We start from the raw sequence: 16089 nt of genomic DNA, 5'->3' as shown, positions 1-16089 counted from the left end.
CGCCTCGCCGGAGCTCTCAGCCTCTTCGCCCTGGGCCGCCGAGCTATGAAAAGAGAACCCTCCCCCAACTTCCCTCTCAACGCCGCTTTGCATCCTCGTTTCCCTGTCAAAATGCTTCTGTCTTAATTCGAAAACGGGCCCTTCCTTGGTCGCCGCATCGGCCTGCCCGCCAAACTTCGTAATGGACCGATGCCTCCTACACACCTCCGATACTCTCATACTCCTGAACGCTACTCGTCGTCCCTCGCCTCCGGCGCAGGCTGCGCCGAACCCAGCTTGCGACGGGACCACGATCCCTCTCCGCTTGAACCGGCCCCCCCCCGCAATCTCCGAGGACACACCACGCCTGTGCGCGAATTGCTCCGCGCCGCAGAAGCCGCGTCTGTCTCTGGTTTTTCTGGGCGGCCGAGCCTGCCCTCGTTGATGACCGGACATTACCGAAACTCGTACGGACAGAGCAAGTGCGCGACTAACGGATTTTTCACGAATTGGGCCGCTTTGCGGCACCTCGGAGACATCGCCGGCAAAGGCGCAAAACGCTTAAGCCGTTTTGATTCCAACCGCTTTTCGCAATGGGCTTTCGGACGCCCCGTCCCGGAAAAAAAAATGAAAAAATCCGCTTGACATTCGCCTGCTTCATTACCCCGCCACGCGATGCATTGATGCTGTGGATAAACTTCTGTAAGATACTGATTGCATTACTCAAATCTCTACATATGCCGGGTGGGCGAAGGCCCGCATATGACACTTTTCCTAAGGTCGAAAACCAAATGCCGGCAAATAAAAAAGAGCGGCCCTCGCGCTCCCTAAAAGAAGCACGAAGCCAACTCTTTGCACGGCAAAGAAAAAACCCGACCTGAATAGCCGGGTGACAGGGTCCCTGGAGGGGGACCCTCAGGCGTTCAGAGTCTTGACGCGCTGTGCGAGTCGCGAAACCTTACGCGATGCAGTATTCTTGTGAAGGACGCCTTTGGTGGCAGCGCGCATCAGTTCCGGCTGTGCGGCCTTGAGCGCCGTTTCCGCGGCTGTCTTGTCACCGGAGGCGATCGCCTCCTCGACCTTGCGGACGAAGGTGCGGACACGTGAGCGACGAGCCTTGTTGATCGCCGTGCGGCGGGCAATCTTGCGCACCGCCTTCTTGGCCGAAGTGGTGTTGGCCATAATTCCTCTCTCGTTTCAACCTGGGCCGTCAGCCCGGCCCCGACCGGGCGAAGCTTCGGCACAAAAATAAAAGGGCAGCCCGGAGGCCACCTCAGTCGTGGCGGCTTATAATCGAGGCATCCCGGCGCGTCAACGGTTACGGAACTGCGGAGAGCGCTTTTCCGCAAAGGCGGCCATCCCCTCCTTCTGATCGTCGAGGGCGAACATGGAATGGAACACCCGCCGCTCGAAACGCAGCCCCTCCGACAGGGTTGTCTCGTAAGCACGATTCACCGCCTCCTTTGTCATCATGACCGCGGGCATGGAGAACTCGGCGATCCTGCCTGCCACCTCCAGAGCCTCTTCCACCAGTTCGCCCAGGGGCACGACACGGGAGACGAGGCCGCAGCGCTCCGCCTCCTCGGCGTCCATCATGCGTCCGGTGAGGCACATTTCCATCGCCTTCGACTTTCCGATAAACCGGGCGAGCCGCTGCGAGCCGCCCATGCCGGGCATGACGCCGAGCGTGATTTCCGGTTGGCCGAACTTGGCGTTGTCGGCGGCGATGATGAAGTCGCACATCATGGCAAGCTCGCAGCCGCCGCCCAGCGCATAGCCCGCCACCGCCGCAATGACGGGCTTTCGAACGCGCGTCAGCTTCTCCCAGCCCGAATAGAGGTCCGCCATATAGGCGTCTATGAATGTCTTGGATTGCATCTCCTTGATGTCGGCCCCGGCAGCAAAGGCCCGCTCCGACCCGGTGATGACGATGGCCCCGATCCGCGGATTCGCATCGAAACCCTCCGCCGCCGCGATAAGCTCCTCCATCACCTTGGAATTAAGTGCATTCATCGCCTTGGGGCGATTGAGCGTGATGAAGCCCACACGCCCCCGCGTTTCCACCAGGATCGTCTCATAGGCCATAAAATATCTCCTTTGCGCGACGAGATTCCGGGAAGCCTAGCGCTGGCAGGCTGGACAATAGAAGGTGGAGCGCCCGCCCTGCACAATGCGGCTCACCGTGCCTCGGCAGCCCTCCTTGCGACAGGGTTCCCCCTCCCGATCATAGACGCTGAAGCTGTGTTGAAAATAGCCGAGAGAGCCATCCGCCTGCACATAATCCTTCAGCGAAGAGCCGCCCGCGGCGATCGCATCGGCAATCACCGCACGGATCGTCCCCGCCAGGCGGCTGCTGCGCTCGGTCGGTCGGCCGTCGCGGGCGGCAAGGGTGGCTGCGAGGCGGCGCGGCGAGAGCCCAGCCCGCCACAGGGCCTCGCAGACATAGATATTGCCCAGCCCCGCCACCACACGCTGGTCCATGAGAGTTGCCTTGAGCGGTGAGCGCTTTCCCGCAAGCAGCCGCGCAAGGAGAGCGCCGTCGAGCTCATTCCCCGTCGGTTCGACGCCGAGCCCGGCAAGAAGCGGATGCTCCGGAAGATCGACAGCCTCAGTGAGCAGCATGAAGCCGAAGCGGCGCGGGTCGTTGTAGACCACACGCGTCCTGCCGCCCTGCCGCTCCAGATGGAACACGACGTGGTCGTGCTTCTCGTCCTTTGAGCGCGGATGATGGAAGCCGCCCGGAACCGTCCCGCCCCGGTCCTCCTCGACGCGGAAGGAGCCGGACATGCCCAGATGGCAGATCAGCACACTGCCGCCCTGCAAATGCAGCAACAGGTACTTGGCCCGTCTGTCGAGCGCGGTGACCACCCGCCCTTTCACACGGTCGGAAAAACCCGCCGGGAATGGAAAACGCAGGTCCGCACGGCGCTGCTCCACGGCGAGAACGCGTGCACCCTCCATCACCGGCTCGAGCCCCCGCCGGACGGTCTCCACTTCGGGCAGCTCAGGCATGTTGTGCGAGATCGAGGAAGGGGTGGCCATGGCGGCCTGACGGCAATTCCAGATGTGCCGCGACGGTTTCGCCGATATCGGCAAAGGTCGTCCTCACGCCGACCGACCCTTTGACAAGTCCCGGGCCGACTCCCAGGATCGGCACGCGTTCACGCGTGTGGTCCGTTCCCTTCCAAGTGGGGTCGCAACCGTGGTCGGCAGTGATAACCAGAAGGTCACCATCCCTGAGCTTGCCGAGCGCCTCGGGTAGGCGCCGGTCGAAAGCCTCGAGCGCGGCCGCATAGCCCGTCACATCGCGCCGGTGGCCATAGAGCGTGTCGAAATCCACGAAATTGGCGAAGACGAGGTCGCCGTGCCGTGCATCATCCATCGCGCCGAGCGTGGCATCGAACAGCGCGATGTTGCCGGCGGCCTTGCGCACCTCCGTGACGCCCTGATGGGCGAATATGTCGCCGATCTTGCCCATGGCGATCACGCGGCCGCCCGCCGCTTCCACCCGGTCGAGCAGCGTCGGTTCGGGCGGCGGAACGGCGTAATCGCGCCGGTTCGCCGTGCGCTCGAAGATCCCGGCGCTCTCGCCGACAAAGGGGCGGGCGATCACGCGGCCGATCTTGTACTCGTCCACGAGCCGGCGCGCGGTTTCGCATAGCGCGTAGAGCCGTTCCAGGCCGAAATGCTCTTCGTGCGCAGCGATCTGGAACACCGAATCGGCCGAGGTGTAGCAGATCGGTTTGCCGGTACGGATGTGCTCCTCGCCCAGACGGGCGACGATCTCAGTGCCTGAAGCATGGCAATTGCCGAGAATGCCGGGCAGCCCCGCCTCCGCCACCAGCCTGTCCGTGAGCGCCTTCGGAAAGGTCGGAAGGGTTTGGGGAAAATACCCCCATTCGAAGGGTACCGGCACACCTGCGATCTCCCAATGGCCGGACGGGGTGTCCTTGCCGCTCGACCGCTCCTCGGCCGCGCCGTAGAAGCCCGTGGGCAGGAACCCGGCTTCCGGCTCCCGACCAGCCGAAAGGGCTGCCGCCGCATCAAGCCCGAGCGCGTGCATGTGCGGCAGGTTCAAGCGTCCGTGCCGCAAACCTTTCCGGTCGGCTTTGCCCGCGGCACAGGCCGTCGCGATATGGCCGAAGGTATCCGCCCCCTCGTCGCCGAAGCGCGCCGCATCCGGCGCATGGCCGATACCGAAAGAATCCAGAACGAAAAGAAAGGCGCGTGCCATCGATCTTCCACCCATGCAATGCGAGAAATAGGGGTCGCGGACCGGATTGGCAATCGCCGTCGGCGGGCTTCAGCAATCGCTGCAGGGGATCGTGGGCGTCTGGCGCGGGCGCAGATAATAACGTTCGCCCATGGCAATCTCGTCGAACGCTGCCGTCAGCCCCATTCCTTCCTTGGCGCCCGCAGCCCAGAGGATCACCGGCCGGTAATCCAGCTCAGCATTTGCCCGCACGAGGAAGGAGCCGCGCACCAGGAGGCTTTGCGGCACTTCGGTGAGTTCCCCCGGGGTCTCCGCATTCACGAGCACGCCATCGACCAGGGCACGCGACCAGACCACCTTGGGCTTCGGCTGGTCCTCGTCCGTGATCTGAATGGCGGTGACGGTAATTTTGGGGTCACTGCGGCGGTAGGGCTGGAGCGTGGCCTGGCCTATGGTCATGAGCCCTCTCAGTTCCTCCTTCGTCATCTCGCGCTGCTGCGTGACGAGATCGGCCACCTGGCTCGCCAGGCGGCTGACCTTCCTGTCCGTCTCCAGCGCCTGAGAAAACTCCAGGGAGAGGAAGAAGAGCGCCAGCATCAGCGGCACGACCAGCGCGAACTCGATAGCGGCCACGCCGCGCGTCTCCGCCTTGAAGGCGGCACAGCGCTGCGCCAGGCTTTTACCGGCCGCTGGTAGCCTCGCCCCCATCATCGTCCTCGTTCAGCCTCCCTGCTGCGCCACGGCGGCGAATGGTTCGTTTTGCCAGGTCCGCGTGGCGAAAAGCAGCATCTTGCCATCGGGAAGGTTCGCCATGCGATCATGCATGATGTTCGTAATCACGGGCCAGAAATAGAAGACGCGCAACACGTTCTTCTCGCCCGCATCACCGGGATCGAAGCTGTAGGCCGACGGGAGAATCGGCCCGTCGAAGAGCGCGGCCGCCTGCGCAAAGGTTTGATAGTTCTGCAGGTCGACGCGCAGGCCCGGGCAATCGGCAGGATAAAGCATGCTCATGCGCTCACACAGGAGATCCCGAACCGTCTGCTCGTTGACGCTGCCCGCCCTCAACTGGCCGGTGCGGAACTGGCGCGCGATGTCGTCGGTCGCGTTGGTCAGCAGAGCCTGCGCGGTGAAGGCGACGCAACTTTCCAGAATGGCGAAAAGCACTAGGAAGAACGGAAAAGCAAGAAGCGCGAATTCGATCACGGTCGCACCGCTCCGCTCGTGCCAAAAACGGCGCGGCGATACCCGGCCGCCTCTCGTCCCCGCCCTAACGCAGTGCATGCCAAAACCCTCTCCTGAAGCAGCGAGCATGACACACCGGCAGTTGCCGTCGCGTTTTCCGCGCCGTTAAAATCTTCGGCAGCGCCTTAACCATCCATGAAGGATAACTATTGCGAGCGCATCTCCGCCTCGGACATGCGCTCGGCGTCGGTTTTGTAGGCGCTCTCGCAATAGGGGGTGCAGGAAAGGGTCTGAACATCGGAACGGCGATAGACACGAACCGAATCCACCGCCTGGCGCGAGACCACCACCTGCTCGTCGATGATGGGCCTCCCATCCACATCGAGCACGACGATGTTGGTGACGCCGAAGCCCCTGCCGGTAAGTACGATCGTCGTGGAATCCTGGACCACAGCATCCGCGATATCCGGATTGCCGATCACCACCGTGTCGGCCGGACGCGCAAGCTTGATGATCTTGGCCTGGTTCATCACCACGCCGATGCGCCCGTCGGCATGGGCCACAGGGGCAGGCGCGGCTGCCAGAAGGGCCATGAAAAGCAAACCCCACCCGTAAAGAAGCCTCACGCCGCCACTCCCGTCCCCGAATTTTCCTCACCGAAATATGAACGGGATTGGTGAAGCAAGGGTTAAGTCCGCAACACGTGCTCCAGGAGCGCGGAATAAGACATAAAATTTGAATTAAATTTCCATAATTATAGATTTTCTAACTCTGTTATTCTCATTCAAAAAGTAAATCATTCAGTAACATTGTTTGTTAAGAGCCCTGAAAGTGCCGCGGCGTAACTGTCTCACATCCGATCGACAGAAGAGAAAAAGTCGGCGGGGTGCTGTAAAAATCGGAGCTGAAGGAGTTCTCTCATGTCCAAGATTTTCGCTCGCTTCCGTAAGGACGAGAAGGGTGTTACCGCGATCGAATACGGCCTGATGGCCGCCCTGATCGCCGTCGGCGTGATCGCCGGCGCCACCGCGCTGAGCAATGGATTCAGTGGTGCGCTGACCGGCCTTGGCGGACAGATGACCAACCCTGGTGGCGGCACCACTCCGTAATCGCCTTCGTTCTTGGAAAGAAGAAGATAAAGCCGTCTGCACGGGCAGGCGGCTTTCTCGTAGTGCAGCGATCAAATGATATCCGATCATCTTCACCGGTGCTCGGTTTTCAGCGCCGCTAAGATTGGCCGCAGAGGATCGGAACCGCATTCCAGCGGGGCCGATACCAAGACCATCGGCGAGCGGTTGATAATTTCTCTCTTGTCGTTCGGGAGCAGAACAATGCTCGAAGCGGCGATCTTGGTTGTCTTTCCCTTCTGCATGGTCTTCGCAGCCGTGTCGGACATGGTGTCGATGACCATCGCGAATCGTGTCTCAATCCTGCTCGTGCTCGCTTTCGCGGTGCTGGCGCCGCTTACCGGCATACCGTGGTCCGAGATCGGCATGCATTTCGCGGCGGGAGCCGTGGTGCTCGCCGTCACCTTCGCGATCTTCGCCACCGGCGCCATGGGCGGCGGTGATGCCAAGCTGATGTCGGCGAGCGCCGTCTGGTTCGGCTTCAGCCTTGGGCTTGCGAATTACCTGCTGGTTGTCGCCCTGCTTGGCGGATTGCTCACAATCGCCCTTCTCATGTTCCGCAACTCCGGCTTGGCACTGTTGGTCGCCAACAACCTGCTGCTGCGCCATTTCGCAGACGAGAAGGCGGGCATACCCTATGGGGTGGCGCTGGGCCTGGGCGGGCTCGTGACATTCGGTCAGACGCCGCTGATGCAGTGGGCGATGGCGCGACTGGCCACCGGCTGAGATGCAAGCCGCGGCGGAACATCGCCACGGCTCATTTCACCCGTCTTTCTCAGCACTCGCCGCGGCGGATGATGCGATAGTCTGATGACTGCGCCTCGCAGGCATTGCCGAAGGTGCGCATGCGGTTGCCGCGTACGGCACAGACCGGCTCGTACTGTTGGGTGCAGAATTGCGGCCGGTCGGATTGCGGCGGGCGCCCGCCCGATTGGCGGCACTCGCCGGGATGGATCGGCCTGTATCCGTCGGCCTCCGCCATGCAGGCGTTCGGGAAGGTGCGCTCGCGCCCGCTCCTTACGGCACAGACGGGGCGATACTCGCGGGTGCAGGCCTGCGGCGGACGCGTGTCCCGGCATTCGCCGGGGTGGATGGGCCTGAACCCTTCCGACTGGGCGATGCACGCATTGGAGAAGGTGCGGCGGCGGTCGCCACGCGCGGCGCAAACGGGCTGATAGTGCTGTGTGCAGATGCGCGGCCCTTCAGGCGGCCTTGGGCGCGGCTCCTCGTCGACGACGACGGTACAGCTCCAAAGGATGAGGCCGGCAAAGGCCAAGGCGCCCAGCCCGGCGAGATTTTTCAGGAACTTCACGGTGGACCCTCCTCTCCAGATGCGACAGCGCCGAAACCCCGTGCCCGCCTGTCGCGTTCCCTCCTTACCTGATTTGACGAAGGAGGTCTCGGTCCGGGAAGCAGGTCGCAGCCCTGCCAGTCTTCCCCTGCCACAGGCCGATGGAGCGCCGCGTCTTGAAGCCGGCAAGGCCGTCGGCACCGCCCACATCATGGCCCTGGCGCTCCAGCGCGCGCTGCATGGCGGCTATATCGGACCGGCGCATGGAATCGACCTCGCCCCAGCGCGCGGCAAACCCGCTGCCGCCATACATGATCTGGTCCGCGGCATGGCCGACGAAAAGGGCGTAGAGATCGCTCTCGTTGTAGTCCTTGAGGCGATAGAAATTCGGCGTGACGACGAAGGCCGGCCCGAAACGCCCGGCAGGCATCATCAGATAGCCCTCCTCGCGCAATTCATGGGCCGGAAAGGGTTTCCCGTTCACACGCGTGATCCCCATGGCCGCCCAGTCGGCGATGCGGCGCCCCCGGTCCGGCCCTTCGAGCGTGCAGGAGACGCTCTCGGGAACAGCAACCTCGAAACCCCAGTCGCGCCCTTGCAGCCAGCCATGACCGGCGAGGTAGTTTGCGATGGACGCGAGCGCATCAGGCACGGAGTTCCAGATATCGGCCCGACCGTCGCCGTCGAAATCGACAGCGTATTTCAGATAGGAAGACGGCATGAACTGCGGCTGGCCCATGGCACCCGCCCACGATGACCGCATCATCTCGGGCCTGACGCGGCGTTTCTCGACCATCTCGAGTGCCGCCAGCAATTCCTTCCGGAACATCTCCTTGCGGGTTGCCAGGAACGCCTTGGTGCCGAGCACCTCGAAGGCGTTGTAAGGGATCTTCGCGCTGCCGAAACCCGATTCGCGGCCCCAGATGGCGAGCACGATGCCGGACGGCACGCCGAAGCGCCTCTCGATGGCGGAAAGCGTGGCGGCATGCGCTTTCGCCCGGCTGCGGCCGCCGGAGACCACACCGTCGACATGGGCGAAATAGGCCGCGGGCGCGCGGAACTCCGCCTGGTGCTGCTCCGTCGAACGCGGCGCGCTCTCGCCGGGCAGAACGAGGTCCGGCAGCTTCAGGTTGGGCGATATCCCTTCGAAGGCCGCATTGAAGGTAGCCTCCGATATCCCGCGCGAACGAGCCTCCGGCCAGAGGTCGCGTGCCAGCCACTGGTTGAAAAGATCGGCGGTATTCTGTGCCGCAGCATGGGCCGGAGCCACAAGCGAGAGCAGGACGATTGAGAACACGGCAATGAAGGATGACCTCCGTTCAGCGGAATTTCTCATGATCATCCCCTCAAAACGCCGTGCGCGATTTCAATGCGGCCGCGAGCGTACCCTCGTCCAGATAATCAAGCTCGCCGCCGACGGGCACGCCATGCGCCAGCCGCGTGACCTTCACCTCCAGGCCCGCAAGCTGATCGGTGATGTAATGGGCCGTCGCCTGGCCCTCGACCGTCGCATTGACGGCTAGGATGATCTCGGCGACTCCGCCTTCGGCGACGCGTCTCGCCAGCCCCTTGATGTTGAGGTCATCCGGCCCGATGCCGTCGAGCGGCGAAAGCGTACCGCCGAGTACGTGGTAGCGCGCGTTCATGGCGGCAGCCCGCTCCAGAGCCCACAAATCGGACACGTCCTCGACCACGATCAGCGTGCCCGCCTCGCGGCGCGGATCGGTGCAGATGGTGCAGGGGTCGGCGGTATCCACATTGCCGCAGACCGAGCAGACACGAACCTTGTCGAGCGCTTCCGCCATGGCGGCGGTAAGCGGCGCGAAAAGCTGCTCCTTTTTCTTGATGAGGTGGAGTGCGGCCCGCCTGGCCGAGCGGGGCCCAAGCCCAGGCAGCTTGGCCAGGAGCTGTATCAGGCGTTCGATCTCAGGGCCGGCGATGCGTTTGGACATTGGCGACACGGTGAATCATCGTTGGCGAGCAATAGCATCGCTCTTTGGTGAAATCAGGTCCCGCGCTGCTTTCCGCACGAGGAGCTTCAGCAGGCAGTATAAGCCGGCGTCCAGCGACGGCAACGTGATCAAGACAGCCGCCACAGCAGGATGAAGAGCAATAGAGCGATCATCCAAAGCGCAAGGCGGCCGAAGCGCGTGTGCCGCGCGCCCGCCCGGCCGATCGCTTCGGCCGTCTCGATATCCAGGCGAACGCCCTTCTCCACGACGGCATCCACCTCACGGACGAGGCGCTCGGCGCGGGCGGCAAGCTCCGGCGCCTGGCGCGCCAGCATCATCAGCGCATTCACGCCCTCCCGCGCATCCATAAGCAGCCCTTGTGGCCCGAGATTCTTCTTGATCCAGTCGGAGACGACGGGCTCCGATGCCCGCCACATGTTGAAATGCGGATCGAGCGTACGGGACACTCCTTCGACCACTACCATCGTCTTCTGCAGAAGCAGGAGCTCGGGCCTCGTCTGCATGTCGAAGAGTTCAGTCACTTCGAAGAGCAGCGTCAGGAGCCGCGCCATCGATATGGTCTCCGCGGGTTGACCGTGGATGGGCTCTCCGATGGCGCGTAGCGCCTGGGCGAAAGCGGCGACGTCGTGATGGCCGGGCACATAGCCTGCCTCGAAGTGAACCTCGGCCACGCGGCGGAAATCGCGTGTGATGAAGCCATAGAGGATTTCCGCGAGGAAGCGCCGCTCCTTCCGGCCAATGCGCCCCACAATGCCGAAATCGACGGCGACGATCGTGCCGTCCGCCTCAACGAACAGGTTGCCGGGATGCATGTCGGCGTGGAAGAAGCCGTCGCGCAGCGTGTGGCGCAGAAAGGACTGGATCAGCATCGTGGCAAGCTGTTCCAGGTCGTGGCCCGCGGCCCGCAACCCCTCGATGTCGGACATCTTTATGCCGTCGATCCATTCGAGCGTGAGCACGTCCCGGCCGGTGCGCTGCCAGTCCACCCAGGGCACGCGAAAGCCGGGATCATCCTTCGTGTTCTCGTGGATTTCGGAGATGGCCGCTGCCTCCAGCCTGAGGTCCATCTCGATTTTTGTGGTCTGGGCCAGCGTCTGCGTCACCTGTACCGGCCTCAGGCGGCGAGCCGACGCGATCAAGCGCTCCTGCAGGTGAGCGGCCATGAAAAAGGACTCGAGATCATTATAGAAGCGCCGGCGCACGCCCGGCCTGATCACCTTCACGGCGACCTTCTGGATCTCTCCTTCTCGCAGGATCTTGGCCGGATGCACCTGCGCGATGGAGGCTGCCGCCACCGGCGCGCCGAAATCACGGAAGAGCTTTTCCACCGGGGCGCCCAGCGAAGCCTCGACCGCCGCGTGCGCCTGCTCCTGCGGAAAGGTCTCCATCCGGTCCTGCAGGGTGGCCAGATCGCGTGCCATCTGGTTGCCCACCACATCCGGCCGGGTCGCCAGAAACTGACCGAGCTTCACATAGGAAGGACCCAGCCGGTCGACCGCAATCGCCAAGCGCTCCGGCCGGTCGCGCTCGGTGGAGCGGGGGCGCGAGAAGAGTTTCGCAATGCGCCAGCCCAGCAGCGGCATTCCCGTGAGCTGGTCCCCCGGAAGAGCGGCCACCACGCCCTCCCGCACCAGAATCCAACCCGCACGGAAAAGGCGGACATATGCGCCGAAGGTGCTCATACGCCGTCAGATTTTCCAGCCGGAGTGCAGCGCGGCGATGCCGCCCGAATAGTTCCGCCAGGTCACGCGGGAAAAGCCCGCGCGTCTGATCATGGCCGCGAAGTTCTCCTGGTTGGGGAACTTGCGGATGGATTCGACCAGGTAGCGATAAGGCTCGCCGTCGCCGGTCACCACCTGGCCGATGCGCGGGATCATATGGAAGGACCAGGCCTCGTAGGCCTTCTCGAGCACCGGCATCTCCACGTCGGAAAACTCCAGGCAGAGAAAACGCCCGCCCGGCCTCAGCACGCGGAAGGCTTCCGCCAGCGCCCTGTCGATATGCGGAACGTTGCGGATGCCGAACGCAATCGCATAGGCGTCGAAGGAGGCGTCCGGAAAGGGAAGTTCCTCGGCGTTGGCCTCCACGAAGGTGAGGTTGCCCCCAAGCCCGCGCTTCTCCGCCCGCTCGCGGCCGACGCCGAGCATCGAGCCGTTGATGTCGAGCACGGTGACCTGCGCCTGGCCACTGGAGGCATCTACGATTCGGAAGGCAACGTCGCCGGTGCCGCCTGCCACGTCGAGCGCCCTGTAGCCCGGCCGCTTCGGTGGGGAAAGCCATGCGACCATGCCTTCCTTCCATAGTCGGTGCAGCCCGCCCGACATGAGATCGTTCATCAGATCGTAGCGTCCCGCGACGCGGTGGAACACCTCGTTGACGAGACCTTGCTTCTCCCCTTCGCCGACCTTCTTGAAGCCGAAGGCCGTCTCCATCCCGCCGGAGGCCGTAGTGCGCTGTTCAGACATGTCCACTCGCTCATCAAACCGGCGCGACCATACCCGATGGGCCGGCGCAGTGCCATGCCGATTGGAGCGACCTAGAGCCGCGCGGAACCAGGGCAAGAAAAAAGGCGAGGCACGAAGCCTCGCCTTACGGATGTTGGAAGATCGAAGCGTCAGGCAGTCGGCTGCTTCGTCTTGCGAAGATAGGGCAGGATCGTGTCGAAGGCCCCGAAGCGCTTGACGGCATCCTCGTTGGAAACCGCGGCGGTGATGATCACGTCCTCGCCCTGCTTCCAGTTGGCAGGGGTCGCCACCTGGTGCTTCGCGGTGAGCTGGATCGAATCGATCGCCCGCAGGATCTCGTCGAAGTTGCGACCGGTGGTCATCGGATAGGTGAGAACCAGCTTGATCTTCTTGTCCGGCCCGATGACATAGACGGAACGCACCGTGGCGTTGTCGGCGGGGGTGCGGCCCTCGGCGGAATCACCTGCTTCGGCGGGAAGCATATCGTACAGCTTCGCCACCTTCAGGTCCTTGTCGCCGATCAGCGGATAGTCGACCTGGAACCCGGTCGCCTTCTCGATGTCCGCTTTCCAGCGATCATGATCCGCGACGGGATCGACGGAAATGCCGATGATCTTGGCATTGCGCTTCTTGAATTCACCTTCGAGACCCGCCATCGCGCCAAGCTCGGTCGTGCAGACGGGGGTGAAGTTCTTGGGGTGGCTGAAGAGCACGGCCCAGCCGTCACCGATCCACTCGTGGAAATGGATGGTGCCATGCGTGGTTTCGGCAGTGAAATCCGGTGCTGTGTCGTTGATGCGAAGGCCCATGGCGTGTCTCCCTGAAAAAAAGCCCTGCCTGTAGGATAGGTCGGCGGCGCGCGAGTATTGAGCATCACAGAGGGCGTGAAAAGCCGATAAACGGAAAATCATGCCAACAAGGGAGCGGAGACCGGAACGCCCTGCTCCCCCCGGCTGATCCAATCATCCTTCTTGCTAGGATACGCCCGTGACCTCCCTCAGTCCTCGTCCTCGCTCTGGGTCGCACGGAAGGGGTGGCTCTCGTAGACGCCGAGAATCCGCACCTCGCGCGAGAAGAAGCGCAGCTCCTCGAGCGCCAGTGCAAGGTTTCGGTCGTCCGGATGCCCCTCGACATCTGCATAGAAGAGGCTGGAGAAGAATTTGCCGCCGAGTTGATAGCTCTCCAGCTTGGTCATGTTGACGCCATTGGTGGCGAAGCCGCCCATCGCCTTGTAGAGCGCGGCCGGCACGTTGCGGACGCGGAAGATGAAAGTGGTGATCATGGGCTGGTCGGGCGAGCGGCGCTCCGCCCAGCTTTTCTCCTTGGAAAGAACGACGAAGCGGGTGACGTTGTTGTCGGTGTCCTCCACGTTCTCCGCGACGATGTCCAGCCCGTAGAGATCCGCCGCCAGCCGTGGCGCAAGCGCAGCGTTGGAGCGCACCTTCTCCTCCGCCACCGCGCGTGCCGCGCCCGCCGTATCGCCCGCCACCATGGGTTTCCAGCGGTGCTTGCGGATCACCCTGCGGCACTGACCGAGCGCATGGATGTGGCTGTAGACGGCCTTGATCTCCGACAACTCCACGCCCGGCAGCACCATGAGCTGGAAGTGGATGGGCAGGAAATACTCGCCCACGATGTGGAGGCGTGATTCGGGCAGGAGGTGGTGGATGTCGGCCACACGCCCGGCGATCGTGTTCTCGATCGGGATCATTGCCAGGTCGGCCTTGCCGGTCTCGACCGCGTTGAAGGCGTCCTCGAAGGTCGGGCAGGGCAGCGGCTCCATGTGCGGGAACATGTCGCGGCAGGCTGTATCGGAATTGGCCCCCGGCTCCCCCTGGAAGGAGATCCTGTTGGTCATGCTCGCCACCATGTCAGCTCCTGGTCCCTGCGGAAAGAATCCGGCGGGCCCGGTCGAGATCAGCAGGCGTGTCGACCCCGAGCGGCACGGAGCGGACGATCTCGGCATCGATACGCATGCCGGCTTCGAGCGCGCGGAGCTGTTCCAGCCTCTCACGCGTCTCCAGCGTCCCCGGCGGCAGCGCCACGAACCGCTCCAGCGCGCGGCGGCGATAGGCATAGATGCCGACATGGTGATGGAGCGGCCCCTCGCCCCAAGGCGCGGTGGTGCGGGTAAAATAAAGCGCTCGCAACCGCAGGGAGTTGGCAGAGGTCGCGATCGGCGTGCCCACGATCTTCACCACATTCGGGTTGGTCTTCTCCTCCTCGTCGAAAATCTCGACGCCGAGCGTGGCGATATCCACCTCCCGGTCCTCCAGCGGACGCATGACCGCCCGAATGTCCTCCGGCGGAATGGTGGGCAGGTCGCCCTGGAGGTTGATCACCACCTCCGCGCCCCCCTGCGGGTCGACGGCCTCGAGGGCCTCGAAGATGCGGTCGGAGCCCGATTGGTGATCGGCCCGCGTTATCACCGCTTCCACGCCCTCGGCCCGGACCGCGGCGGCGATCTCCTGCGTATCGGTCGCGACGACCACGCGACCGACCCCGCTTTCCCGCGCTCTTGCCGCTACCTGGACGATCATGGGCTTGCCGGCGATGTCGGCGAGCGGCTTTCCCGGCAGGCGCGTGGAGGCCATTCGGGCGGGGATGAGGATGATGGCGGTCATGGAAGGCGGCTGTCGGGTAGGGTTTCGAAAGTGGCAAAAGGTCTCAGTTGCAGACAGTCTTATATGTGTTGCTTTGGCAGAGCAAAAGACCTAGTTTCCGCGCGATTTTAAAGGCATCAGCCGAACGCGGGAACGGGAGCGCCGTGCGGGGTGGCTCCGCGTCCGCGGAGGACACGGAGAAGGGAGCCTCAGGGCGAATGGATTCTTTTGAACTCAACAAGATTATCGGCGCTTTCCTCGGCGTTGTCTTCATCGTCTTCTCCGTAAGCCTCATATCCGACGCGATCTTCTCCTCGCCCGCGCCGGAAACGCCGGGCTACGCGATCGCCGTGCCCGAAGGCGGCACGGAGGGTGGCGGAGAAGCCGAACCGACCGTCGAGTCGGTTCTGCCGCTCCTCGCCTCTGCCGATCCCGCGGCAGGCGAAAACGTCTTCAAGCGATGCCAAGCCTGCCACACCGACCAGGCAGACGGGCCCAACAAGGTCGGCCCCAACCTGTGGGGGGTCGTCGACCGGCCGATTGCGAGCCATGAGGGCTTCAGCTATTCCGGCGCGATGAAGGAGTTCTCCGAGGGCGGGCAGAAGCACTGGACCTACGAAAATCTCGATCATTTCCTGCTCAGCCCCAAAGGCCTGGTGCCCGGAACGGCGATGTCCTTCGCCGGCCTGAAGAACGTGCAGGATCGCGCCAATGTGATCGCCTATCTGAGAACGACCGCCGATCAGCCCGTTCCACTGCCGGAGGCAGCTCCAACGGAATCGGAAGGCAGCGCGGCGGCTCCGGCCGAGGGCGGAGCACAAGCCGCGCCGGCGGAGGACGGCGGTGCACCTGCTGAAGAGGCGGCGCCCGCTGAGGGTGCGGTTCCCGCAGAGGGGGCCGCTCCTGCGGAGAATACCTCTCCAGCGGAAGGTGCACCTGCACCGGCCGAAAGCGCGCCTGCCGAGGGCACCACGGCACCTGCTCAGCCCGACGGCGGTTCAGCCACCGGAGAGAGCGACGCGGCGCCTGAAGATGGCGCCGGGGAAACACAGCCCGCGCCCGCGCAATAGAAATCAATGCGCAGGAAGATCATGAAAAAGCCGGCATCGCCGGCTTTTTTGTCTTTCTAACAGCTCGCCGATTGTCATTGGGCTCGGATGAACTACCTTCGGCGGGAAAGAAAAGAATGATGGGAGACGTGCCATATGCTGGCCAGTATCATCGGGCAGGGGAAGAAGGCAGCCGTCGCCGTC

Annotated in this window: 19 protein-coding genes; 3 read left to right on the top strand and 16 right to left on the bottom strand. The window is 63.4% G+C overall.

Going from position 1 to position 16089, the window contains the following annotated elements:
• Window positions 1-894: 894 nt before the first annotated feature.
• The 7 genes from rpsT to PVE73_RS25835 all read right to left on the bottom strand — a co-directional run bounded on the left by rpsT (window position 895) and on the right by PVE73_RS25835 (window position 5970).
• Window positions 895-1161, bottom strand: coding sequence for a 30S ribosomal protein S20 (rpsT, locus tag PVE73_RS25865; protein WP_277364975.1), 267 nt, complete (start codon window positions 1159-1161; stop codon window positions 895-897).
• 129 nt (window positions 1162-1290) lie between these two features.
• The gene (locus PVE73_RS25860) at window positions 1291-2064 is read right to left on the bottom strand and encodes an enoyl-CoA hydratase (RefSeq protein ID WP_277364974.1); all 774 of its coding nucleotides are present in this window, start codon (window positions 2062-2064) and stop codon (window positions 1291-1293) included.
• 36 nt (window positions 2065-2100) lie between these two features.
• The gene (gene mutM, locus PVE73_RS25855; RefSeq protein ID WP_277367587.1) at window positions 2101-2991 is read right to left on the bottom strand and encodes a bifunctional DNA-formamidopyrimidine glycosylase/DNA-(apurinic or apyrimidinic site) lyase; all 891 of its coding nucleotides are present in this window, start codon (window positions 2989-2991) and stop codon (window positions 2101-2103) included.
• Window positions 2984-4213, bottom strand: a complete 1230-nt coding sequence (locus PVE73_RS25850; RefSeq protein WP_277364973.1) for a phosphopentomutase — start codon at window positions 4211-4213, stop codon at window positions 2984-2986. The genes mutM and PVE73_RS25850 overlap by 8 nt, the downstream gene beginning before the upstream one ends.
• Window positions 4214-4282: 69 nt before the next feature.
• Window positions 4283-4900 (bottom strand): TadE/TadG family type IV pilus assembly protein, encoded by a 618-nt coding sequence (locus tag PVE73_RS25845; RefSeq protein WP_277364972.1) that lies wholly within the window; start codon window positions 4898-4900, stop codon window positions 4283-4285.
• 12 nt (window positions 4901-4912) lie between these two features.
• Window positions 4913-5398 carry a TadE/TadG family type IV pilus assembly protein gene (locus tag PVE73_RS25840; protein ID WP_277364971.1) on the bottom strand — a complete coding sequence of 162 codons (486 nt, stop codon included), beginning with the start codon at window positions 5396-5398 and terminating at the stop codon, window positions 4913-4915.
• 185 nt (window positions 5399-5583) lie between these two features.
• Window positions 5584-5970, bottom strand: a complete 387-nt coding sequence (locus PVE73_RS25835; RefSeq protein WP_277367586.1) for a pilus assembly protein N-terminal domain-containing protein — start codon at window positions 5968-5970, stop codon at window positions 5584-5586.
• 327 nt (window positions 5971-6297) lie between these two features.
• Here PVE73_RS25835 and PVE73_RS25830 point away from each other — a divergent pair, with 327 nt between their 5' ends.
• Window positions 6298-6486: a Flp family type IVb pilin gene (locus tag PVE73_RS25830; RefSeq protein WP_277364970.1), complete on the top strand. Its 189-nt coding sequence runs from the start codon at window positions 6298-6300 to the stop codon at window positions 6484-6486.
• A 92-nt stretch (window positions 6487-6578) separates the two neighbouring features.
• Here PVE73_RS25830 and PVE73_RS25825 read toward each other — a convergent pair whose 3' ends face one another.
• On the bottom strand, window positions 6579-6788 hold the full coding sequence (locus PVE73_RS25825; RefSeq protein ID WP_277367596.1) for a hypothetical protein: 210 nt from the start codon (window positions 6786-6788) through the stop codon (window positions 6579-6581).
• On the opposite strand from PVE73_RS25825, the gene PVE73_RS25820 reads away from it, so the two are divergent.
• Window positions 6709-7230 carry a prepilin peptidase gene (locus tag PVE73_RS25820; RefSeq protein WP_277364969.1) on the top strand — a complete coding sequence of 174 codons (522 nt, stop codon included), beginning with the start codon at window positions 6709-6711 and terminating at the stop codon, window positions 7228-7230. The genes PVE73_RS25825 and PVE73_RS25820 overlap by 80 nt on opposite strands.
• A gap of 49 nt (window positions 7231-7279) precedes the next feature.
• Here the strand turns inward: PVE73_RS25820 and PVE73_RS25815 are convergent, their stop codons facing one another.
• From PVE73_RS25815 to PVE73_RS25780, 8 genes are all read right to left on the bottom strand, one after another.
• Entirely contained in the window at window positions 7280-7816 is a 537-nt protein-coding gene (locus PVE73_RS25815; protein ID WP_277364968.1) for a Kazal-type serine protease inhibitor domain-containing protein, read from the bottom strand.
• Between the two features lie 64 nt (window positions 7817-7880).
• Complete coding sequence (locus PVE73_RS25810; protein WP_277364967.1) at window positions 7881-9131, bottom strand: lytic murein transglycosylase; 1251 nt, start codon at window positions 9129-9131, stop codon at window positions 7881-7883.
• Window positions 9132-9141: 10 nt separating this feature from the next.
• On the bottom strand, window positions 9142-9747 hold the full coding sequence (gene recR, locus PVE73_RS25805) for a recombination mediator RecR (RefSeq protein WP_277364966.1): 606 nt from the start codon (window positions 9745-9747) through the stop codon (window positions 9142-9144).
• 128 nt (window positions 9748-9875) lie between these two features.
• On the bottom strand, window positions 9876-11450 hold the full coding sequence (ubiB, locus tag PVE73_RS25800) for a 2-polyprenylphenol 6-hydroxylase (protein WP_277364965.1): 1575 nt from the start codon (window positions 11448-11450) through the stop codon (window positions 9876-9878).
• A gap of 6 nt (window positions 11451-11456) precedes the next feature.
• The gene (gene ubiE / locus PVE73_RS25795; protein WP_277364964.1) at window positions 11457-12233 is read right to left on the bottom strand and encodes a bifunctional demethylmenaquinone methyltransferase/2-methoxy-6-polyprenyl-1,4-benzoquinol methylase UbiE; all 777 of its coding nucleotides are present in this window, start codon (window positions 12231-12233) and stop codon (window positions 11457-11459) included.
• 149 nt (window positions 12234-12382) lie between these two features.
• Window positions 12383-13042, bottom strand: coding sequence for a peroxiredoxin (locus PVE73_RS25790; protein WP_277364963.1), 660 nt, complete (start codon window positions 13040-13042; stop codon window positions 12383-12385).
• Window positions 13043-13230: 188 nt separating this feature from the next.
• The gene (locus tag PVE73_RS25785; RefSeq protein ID WP_277367585.1) at window positions 13231-14100 is read right to left on the bottom strand and encodes a prephenate dehydratase; all 870 of its coding nucleotides are present in this window, start codon (window positions 14098-14100) and stop codon (window positions 13231-13233) included.
• Window positions 14101-14104: 4 nt separating this feature from the next.
• Window positions 14105-14857, bottom strand: coding sequence for a 3-deoxy-manno-octulosonate cytidylyltransferase (locus PVE73_RS25780; RefSeq protein ID WP_277364962.1), 753 nt, complete (start codon window positions 14855-14857; stop codon window positions 14105-14107).
• Window positions 14858-15054: 197 nt separating this feature from the next.
• Between PVE73_RS25780 and PVE73_RS25775 the strand changes: the two genes are divergently transcribed.
• Window positions 15055-15906, top strand: a complete 852-nt coding sequence (locus PVE73_RS25775) for a c-type cytochrome (protein WP_277364961.1) — start codon at window positions 15055-15057, stop codon at window positions 15904-15906.
• The last annotated feature ends 183 nt before the right edge of the window (window positions 15907-16089 follow it).

Source organism: Chelativorans sp. AA-79 (genome assembly GCF_029457495.1).
GTDB lineage: Bacteria > Pseudomonadota > Alphaproteobacteria > Rhizobiales > Rhizobiaceae > Chelativorans.
The sequence above is the reverse complement of the archived record's forward strand: the minus strand, read 5'-3'. Positions and strand labels throughout refer to the sequence as shown.